The organism is Sphaerisporangium sp. B11E5, assembly GCF_039871875.1.
In the GTDB taxonomy this organism is placed as follows: Bacteria; Actinomycetota; Actinomycetes; order Streptosporangiales; family Streptosporangiaceae; genus Sphaerisporangium.
Map to the genome: position 1 here is coordinate 49,813 of NZ_JBDPMD010000055.1, position 7,244 is coordinate 57,056.

The 7,244-nt window shown below is 73.3% G+C and carries 6 protein-coding genes; 3 read left to right on the plus strand and 3 right to left on the minus strand.

Annotated features, from left to right (window positions below; genetic code table 11):
- Nucleotides 1-10 precede the first annotated feature (10 nt).
- The gene (locus ABGB17_RS33280; RefSeq protein ID WP_347637283.1) at nt 11-1,036 is read right to left on the minus strand and encodes a 6-phosphofructokinase; all 1,026 of its coding nucleotides are present in this window, start codon (nt 1,034-1,036) and stop codon (nt 11-13) included.
- A gap of 160 nt (nt 1,037-1,196) precedes the next feature.
- Nucleotides 1,197-2,204 carry a lactonase family protein gene (locus ABGB17_RS33285; protein WP_347637284.1) on the minus strand — a complete coding sequence of 336 codons (1,008 nt, stop codon included), beginning with the start codon at nt 2,202-2,204 and terminating at the stop codon, nt 1,197-1,199.
- A gap of 113 nt (nt 2,205-2,317) precedes the next feature.
- Here ABGB17_RS33285 and ABGB17_RS33290 point away from each other — a divergent pair, with 113 nt between their 5' ends.
- A complete protein-coding gene (locus ABGB17_RS33290) occupies nt 2,318-3,232 on the plus strand; it encodes a helix-turn-helix domain-containing GNAT family N-acetyltransferase (protein ID WP_347637286.1) in 915 nt (304 codons plus the stop codon).
- A gap of 109 nt (nt 3,233-3,341) precedes the next feature.
- Nucleotides 3,342-6,326: a P-loop NTPase fold protein gene (locus ABGB17_RS33295; RefSeq protein ID WP_347637288.1), complete on the plus strand. Its 2,985-nt coding sequence runs from the start codon at nt 3,342-3,344 to the stop codon at nt 6,324-6,326.
- Between the two features lie 12 nt (nt 6,327-6,338).
- On the opposite strand, the gene ABGB17_RS33300 is transcribed toward ABGB17_RS33295, so the two are convergent.
- Nucleotides 6,339-6,806, minus strand: a complete 468-nt coding sequence (locus tag ABGB17_RS33300; protein ID WP_347637290.1) for a DNA starvation/stationary phase protection protein — start codon at nt 6,804-6,806, stop codon at nt 6,339-6,341.
- A 118-nt stretch (nt 6,807-6,924) separates the two neighbouring features.
- Between ABGB17_RS33300 and ABGB17_RS33305 the strand changes: the two genes are divergently transcribed.
- Nucleotides 6,925-7,244, plus strand: a 320-nt coding sequence (locus ABGB17_RS33305) for a MerR family transcriptional regulator (protein ID WP_347637292.1), incomplete at its 3' end; no start/stop codon positions are given.

A 7,244-nucleotide genomic window follows, 5' to 3' on the forward strand; every position in this document is an offset into this window, starting at 1 on the left:
AGCCCGCCTGTCAGCCGAAGAAGACCTCGGCCTCCTCGTAGCGGGACACCGGCACGGTCTTCAGCTCGGCGGTCGCCTCCTCCAGGCGCACCCGCACGATGTCGGTGCCGCGCAGCGCGACCATCTTGCCGTAGTCGCCGTCGTGCACGGCGTCGATGGCCTGCAGGCCGAAGCGGGTGGCGAGCACCCGGTCGTACGCGCTCGGCGTGCCGCCGCGCTGCACGTGGCCGAGCACGGTGGTGCGGGCCTCCTTGCCGGTGCGCTTCTCGATCTCGTGCGCCAGCATCTCGCCGATGCCGCCGAGACGGACGTGCCCGAACGAGTCGAGCTCGCCGGTCTGCAGGGCCATCTGGCCCTCCAGCGGGTGCGCGCCCTCGGCGACCACGATGATCGGCGAGTAGCGGATCTTGAAGCGGCTCTCGACGTACTCGCAGACCTTGTCGATGTCGAACGGCTTCTCCGGGATGAGGATGACGTTGGCGCCGCCCGCCATGCCGGCGTGCAGGGCGATCCAGCCCGCGTGGCGGCCCATGACCTCGCAGATCAGCGCGCGGTGGTGGGACTCGGCCGTGGTGTGCAGCCGGTCGATGGCCTCGGTGGCGATGTTCACCGCGGTGTCGAAGCCGAAGGTGTAGTCGGTGGCGTTGAGGTCGTTGTCGATGGTCTTCGGCACGCCGACGACCTTGACGTCGCGGTCGTAGAGCTGCTTGGCGACACCCAGGGTGTCCTCGCCGCCGATCGCGATGAGCGCGTCGACGCCGAACTCGACGAGGTTGGCCTTGATGCGGTCGACGCCGCCCTCGATCTTCATGGGGTTGGTGCGCGAGGAGCCGAGGATGGTGCCGCCGCGGGGCAGGATGCCGCGCACGCTGGAGATCTCCAGCGGCATCGTGTCGCCTTCGAGGGGGCCGCGCCAGCCGTCACGGAACCCGACGAACTCGTGCCCGTAGACGCTGACACCCTTGCGGACGACGGCACGGATGACCGCGTTGAGGCCAGGGCAGTCTCCGCCCCCAGTCAGTACTCCGATACGCATGGCGGGTTCCTCCCGAAGTGGGGTCGCGGTCACACACTATTGCTGGGCATGGCTGCCGGCGGGCGCCGGGCGGAAGGTATTCCCCCCTCCGCCGGCGTGACCGCCGATGGCATTGTGCCGCAGCCGCCAACATTGGTCTAGACCAGCATGTGAGAGGCGGTCAGGCGGGCCCGGGGAGCACGCACGACGGACTGCCGACCTCGAAGGCCGGGCCCGCCGGCGCGGGCACGCCGTCGCGCAGGGAGAGCACGGCGACGTTGTCGGACCGCTGGTTGGCGACGTACATGTGGTCGCCGGCGACCGTGAAGTGGCGCGGCCACAATCCCCCGCAGCCTACCTCCGTCACCGGGGTGAGGCCGCCGTCACCGGTGAAACCGAAGACCGCGACGGTGTCGGGGCCGCGGTTGGCGGCGTACAGGTGGCGGCCGTCCGGGGAGACCTCGATGTGGGAGATCAGGTTCGGGCCGTCGGATCCGGTGGCCCGCACCGCGCCGAGCTCGCGCCACCCGTCGTCGTACACCCGGATGGTGCCGTCCAGCTCCCCGCCGACGTACCAGCGGCCGTCGCGGCGGGCCATGTGGCGCGGCCCCATGCCGGGGGCCACGGTCACCGGGCCGTCCGGGTGGGGAGCGGGCTCCGCGCCCACGGTGAAGCGGCGGATCCGGTCGGTGCCGAGGTCGGTGACGTACAGCGTGCGGCCGGGGCCGAAGACCGACTGGTGGGCGTGCGGGCCGGCCTGGCGTGCCGGGTCGGGGCCGTGGCCCTCGCCGGGGAACAGGCGCGGGCGGCCGTCGAACAGGCCGGAGCTGCCGAGCCGGAACACCGCCACGGTGCCGTCGCCGTAGTTGGCGACCGACAGCCACGTGCCCGAGGGGTCCACCGCCGCGTGGCAGGGGTAGGAGCCGCCGCTCGCGCCGTCGGCGAGCAGCGCGGGGCCCTCGGTGTCGGCGGAGAAAGCGGCCACCCCGCCCTCCTCGCACTCCAGCACCGCGTAGACGACCGGGAGACGCGGGTGGAAGGCCAGGAACGACGGGCCGGGGGCGGCGGTCTCGGCGAGGGCCTTCAGGGCCCCGCTCCCCTCGCGCCGCACGACCGTCAGGCCGGTGCCGTTGCCGCCGGTCGCGGGCGTGTATCCCCCGATGTAGAGCACGTCGTTCCCCGAAGTCATGTGATCGAGAATAGCCTGCGCCCTGATCTTGAGCCCCGATCGCGCGGAGGGCCTGGATCGGCGGCGCACTATATGTTTGACTGAGTCAACGGAACAGTTGATCGGAGCAAACGATGCAGGAGCTCATCGGCGGAGTCCGCGCGTTCAACCGCTTCTACACCCGGATCATCGGCGTGCTCGGCGCCGGCATGCACGACACCCCGTACTCGCTGACCGAGGCCAGGGTGCTGTTCGAGCTGTACGGGCACGGCGACATGGAGGCGGCGGAGCTGCGGCGGCGGCTCGGCCTGGACGCCGGTTACCTCAGCAGGATGCTGGCCGGGTTCGAGTCCGGCGGGCTGGTCACGCGGGAGCGCTCGGCCTCCGACGCGCGGCGGCAGATGGTGCGGCTCACCGGGGAGGGCCGGGCGGCGTCCAAGGTGCTCGACGAGTCCGCGGCGGCCGCCACGCGCGACCTGCTGGACCCGCTGACCGCCGAGGACCGCGAGCGCCTGCTGTCGGCCATGACGACCATCCGGCGCGTGCTCGCGCCGGCGCCCCGCGACGTGCCGTACGTCATCCGCCCGCCCCGCGCCGGCGACCTCGGCTGGATGGTTCACCGCCACGGCGTGCTGTACGCCGAGGAGCACGGCTGGGACCACACCATGGAGGGCTTCGTCGCCGGCATCGTCGCCGACTACGCCGGCTCGCACGACCCGAGGCGCGAGGCGTGCTGGATCGCCGAGGTGGACGGCGCCCCCGCCGGCTCCGTCATGTGCGTGCGCGGGCCGGACGACCGCACGGCGCAACTCCGCCTGCTGCTGGTGGAACCGTCCGCCCGCGGCATGGGGATCGGGTCCCGTCTCGTTGAGGAATGCGTGGTCTTCGCGCGTTCTGCCGGTTACACGCGGATCGTCCTGATGACCGTGGCGGCGCTCACGTCCGCGCGCCGCGTCTACGAGCGGGCCGGGTTCGAGCTGGACGAGCAGCACGAGAAGGCCGCCTACGGCACCCGCGTCACCGAGCAGTGGTGGTCGCGTGCCCTTTAGCCCCCCCATAGGCAAAATCCCCGCCAAAAGCGGTTAATGGAGCCGCATGGCGGACGTGTGGGGCGGCGCGGCGTTGAGAGCATCGGCAGTGCGTCCAGGGAGCCCGCCGATGACCTCGATGATCGTTACCGCGCCGCCCGCCCCTGCCATCAGGAACCGCAAGGCCCTGGTCTTCCTCGACCCGGAGGGCGCCGCCGAGGAGGCCGCCCGCCGGCTCGCGCACGCGCTCGACGCCGAGGGCTACACCGTGCAGACCGCCCCGTGCGGCGACGAGGAGCAGCGGCGGGTGGGGGCGTTCCTCGACGCGGTCGAGCCCGGCGACCTGCTGCTGGTGCGGTGGTCCACCGAGTCGGGATGGGGGCGCAGGGAGTTCGGCGCGCTGATGGGCGAGTTCGCGCGGCGCGTGGAGCGGTCGGACGGGGCGGCGCTGCTGCTGGTCGTCGACTTCGGCTGGATGGTCACCGTGGACGGGGGCCGCCCCCACGAGACCGTGGGGCGCCTGCGGGTGAAAGGGGAGCCGGTGGCCGCCGCGGCGGCGCTCACCACCAGCGCCACCATGCCAGGGGAACGGCCGGGACGCACCGTGTCGCTCACCGCGATCCTCGCCGACGGCATCCTGTCCGGCGCCGCCGACCTGGACCGGGACGGCACCATCACGGTGGGCGACCTGTTCAGGTACGCCGAGGAGCGCTGCGCCGTGCTCGGCGCGGACCGGCGGCCGTACCTGCTGACGTACGGCGAGGGTGAGCTGATCGGCGTCGCCGCCGCGCCCGGCCCGGCCCGGCACCTCGGCGCGGCGTTCGGCACCGCCCTGGCCCGCCTCGCCGTCACCGGGGACCCGGTGCCGCCGCTGTCGGCCACCGAGCTGGTGGGGCGCGTCTACGACCTCCACCTCGGCGAGAACGCCCGCCGCCTGCTGCGCCGCGCCACCCTGCTCGAGGACGACGAGCCCCTCACCCCCGACCTCGCGTACCTGCTCACCGAGGGCACGCCGCTCGCCGCCGGGGACGAGGCGGTGGACGACGCCCGCGCGGCCCGGCAGGCGGAGAAGGCCGCCGAGGTGGAGGAGGCCGTGGGCGAGCTGCTCGCCTGGGGGCTGCTCGGGGAGCGCACCCCGTTCGCCGACCCCGCCGTGCGGCACGCGGCGGCCGCGCGGCTCGGCCCCGGGGAGCACGCCCGCGTGTCCGCCGTGCTGCGGCGCCGGCGGGCCGCGCGGCGTGCCGTTCGGCCGCGGGCGCGGCTCACCGGCGACCGGTGGACCATCAGGGACCGGCTCGGCCACCGGGTGCACGCCGAGGCGGTCGCGGCGTTCATCCGGCACCCCGACACCCGGCCGCCGCTGACCATCGGCGTGAAGGGGCCGTGGGGGGCGGGCAAGACCTCCCTGATGCGCATGATCCAGGACGTGCTGGACCCGGGGGCGGCCGAGGGACGTCCCGCGCCGATCCACTTGAACCGCGACGAGACCGCGCTGACCAACGCCGAGGTGCTGGCGCGCGCGCGGGGGCCCCGGGAGCGCGCGGACGGCCGGGCCGTGCCGGGGGTGCTGCCGCTGCGGGAGGGCGACTGGCGGCCCACGGTCTGGTTCAACCCGTGGATGTACCAGAACGGCGAGCAGGTGTGGGCCGGGCTGGCACACGAGATCATCAGCCAGGTCACCGACCGGCTGCCCCGGGGGGAGCGGGAACGCTTCTGGCTGGCGCTCAACCTGGCGCGGATCGACCCGGAGGCGGTGCGCCGCCGCGCGTACCGGCTGGCGCTCACCCGGCTGCTGCCGGTCGCGCTGGCCCTGGGCGCCACGGTACTGCTCACCTCGGCGTCCCTGGCCGCCGCCGCCCTGGTGCCGGCGCTCGGGGCGCTGCTGCGCGGCATCGCGGCGGCCGTCGGGGCGGGAGGCACGCTCGTCGCCGTGCTCGCGGCGGGGGTGCGGCTCGCGCGGTTCCTCGGCGAGTCGGCGGACACCGCGTTCGGTGGGCTGGTGAGCAGGCCCGACGTGCTCGCCGGCTCGCCCGAACTCGTCGAAGGGCTGACGCCCGACCCCGGGTACCGGGCCAGGACCGGGTTCCTGCATCTCGTGCAGACCGACATGCGGCACGTGCTCGGCATGGTGGCGAGCGCCGAACGGCCGCTGGTGGTGTTCGTGGACGACCTGGACCGGTGCTCGCCCGGGACGGTGGCCCAGGTCATCGAGGCGGTCAACCTGTTCCTCGCCGGGGAGTTCCCCGACTGCGTGTTCGTGCTGGCCATGGAGCCGGAGGTGGTGGCGGCGCACGTGGAGGTGGCCTACGGCGACCTGGCCCGCAGCCTGCCGCCCGGCGGGCTGGAGCGGTCGGGGCTCGGGTGGCGGTTCCTTGAGAAGATCGTGCAGCTACCGCTGAGCGTGCCGCTGCTTGACGACGGAGAGCGGCTGCCGTCCTACCTGCGGGCGCTGCTCGGGGTGCGGGCGGGGGCCGGCGAGCGCCGTGCCGTCCCCGCGGGCGGGCAGAAGGCGGAGGAGGACGCGGCGGCCAAGGAACTGGTGGACCGGCTGGAGGCGGAGATCAGGGCGCTGCGGCCGTCCGCGGACGACCTCGACGCCGTCGCGCGCCGGGTCGAGGACTCGGCCGCGCCCCCGGCCGGGGAGACGCGTATCGGCGGGTTGTCGGCGGCGACGCGGCTGGCGGCGGGCCGGGTCTACGACGACCTCTACAGCGACGAGAACGCCTACGGGGCCATCCGCCGCATCCTGCCGGTGCTCAGCCTGACCAATCCCCGTGAGCTGAAGCGGTACGTCAACGTGTTCCGGTTCTACTCGTTCGTCACCTACCGGCGGGCCCTCGCGGGGGCGCCGCGGGCCACCGACGACGAGGTGGCCAAGCTGGCGCTGCTGACCATCCGGTGGCCGCACCTGCTGTCCCTGCTCACCCGGGACCTCGGGGAGGGGCCCACCGTGCTGGAGTCGCTGGAACGGGCGGCCCCCCGCGCCGACGGCGATTGGGTCCGTGCACTCACGGAAAGCGGGCTCGCGGGCGAGGCCGGGCCCCCCTGGGACGCGCTGCGCGCCCTGCTCGCGGCCCGGCCGCTCGTCGCTCCGCTCGCCCGCGACCTGCTGTGACGCCCCCTGTCGTCAGCGCTGAGCCTGGATCATCCAGTGCTGCTTCTCCAGCTCCTGGGTGACCTCGATGAGCAGGTCCTGGGTGACGGGGTCGGCCTCCTCGGTGGCGGTGACACGGTCGCGCATGCGCTTGACCAGGGCGCCGAGGATGTCGGTGAAGAGCGCCACCATCTTGGCGTCCTCCAGGTAGCCGACCTCCGGCTGCTGGATCTGCGTGTCCCTCGCGACCGTCGCCGCCCGCCCGTCCGGGTTCAGCCCGAGGGCGACGGCACGCTCGGCCACGTCGTCGGCGCGGTTGCGGGCGATGGAGACGATGTCGTCGAGCTGGAGGTGGAGGGAACGGAAGTTGCGCCCCACCAGATTCCAGTGAGCCTGCTTGCCGACGAGCGCGAGATCGAGCAGATCGGTGAGCGAGCCCTGCAGCGCCTCACCGGTGATCTTGAGATTGTCGCCCGACAGCGGGCTGGTGATCTGGGCCATGAGGTTGTGTCCCCCTAACAACACGTTCTGACGGCCTTGTCCCTTCCTCAGGAGCCCTAACCCAACGCCCCGGCATTAAACGTTGACACTGTAACGATGACAGTGTCATGATTGCCTCATGAGCGAAACCTGGACGATCGGCGAACTGGCCACCCGGGCGGCCGACGCCCTGGGCCCCGCGACGCCACGCGCCAACGGCCGGGTCCGCGACGTCCCCAACGAACGCCTCATCCGCTGGTACACCACAATCGGCCTGGTCGACCCCCCGCTGACCCGCCGCGGCCGCGTCGCCCTCTACGGCCGGCGCCACCTCCTCCAGTTGGTGGCCATCAAACGCCGCCAAGCCGAAGGCCTCTCCATCGCCGCCATCCAAGCCGAACTGACAGGCGCCCCCGACTCCACCCTCGAATCCCTGGCCCGCCTCCCCACCCCCCAGAT

Excerpts from the sequence above, each read along its gene's own strand:
- ABGB17_RS33280 (WP_347637283.1), bottom strand. The coding sequence starts at position 1,036 with ATGCGTATCGGAGTACTGACTGGGGGCGGAGACTGCCCTGGCCTCAAC.
- ABGB17_RS33295 (WP_347637288.1), top strand. The coding sequence starts at position 3,342 with ATGACCTCGATGATCGTTACCGCGCCGCCCGCCCCTGCCATCAGGAAC.
- ABGB17_RS33285 (WP_347637284.1), bottom strand. The coding sequence starts at position 2,204 with ATGACTTCGGGGAACGACGTGCTCTACATCGGGGGATACACGCCCGCG.
- ABGB17_RS33300 (WP_347637290.1), bottom strand. The coding sequence starts at position 6,806 with ATGGCCCAGATCACCAGCCCGCTGTCGGGCGACAATCTCAAGATCACC.
- ABGB17_RS33290 (WP_347637286.1), top strand. The coding sequence starts at position 2,318 with ATGCAGGAGCTCATCGGCGGAGTCCGCGCGTTCAACCGCTTCTACACC.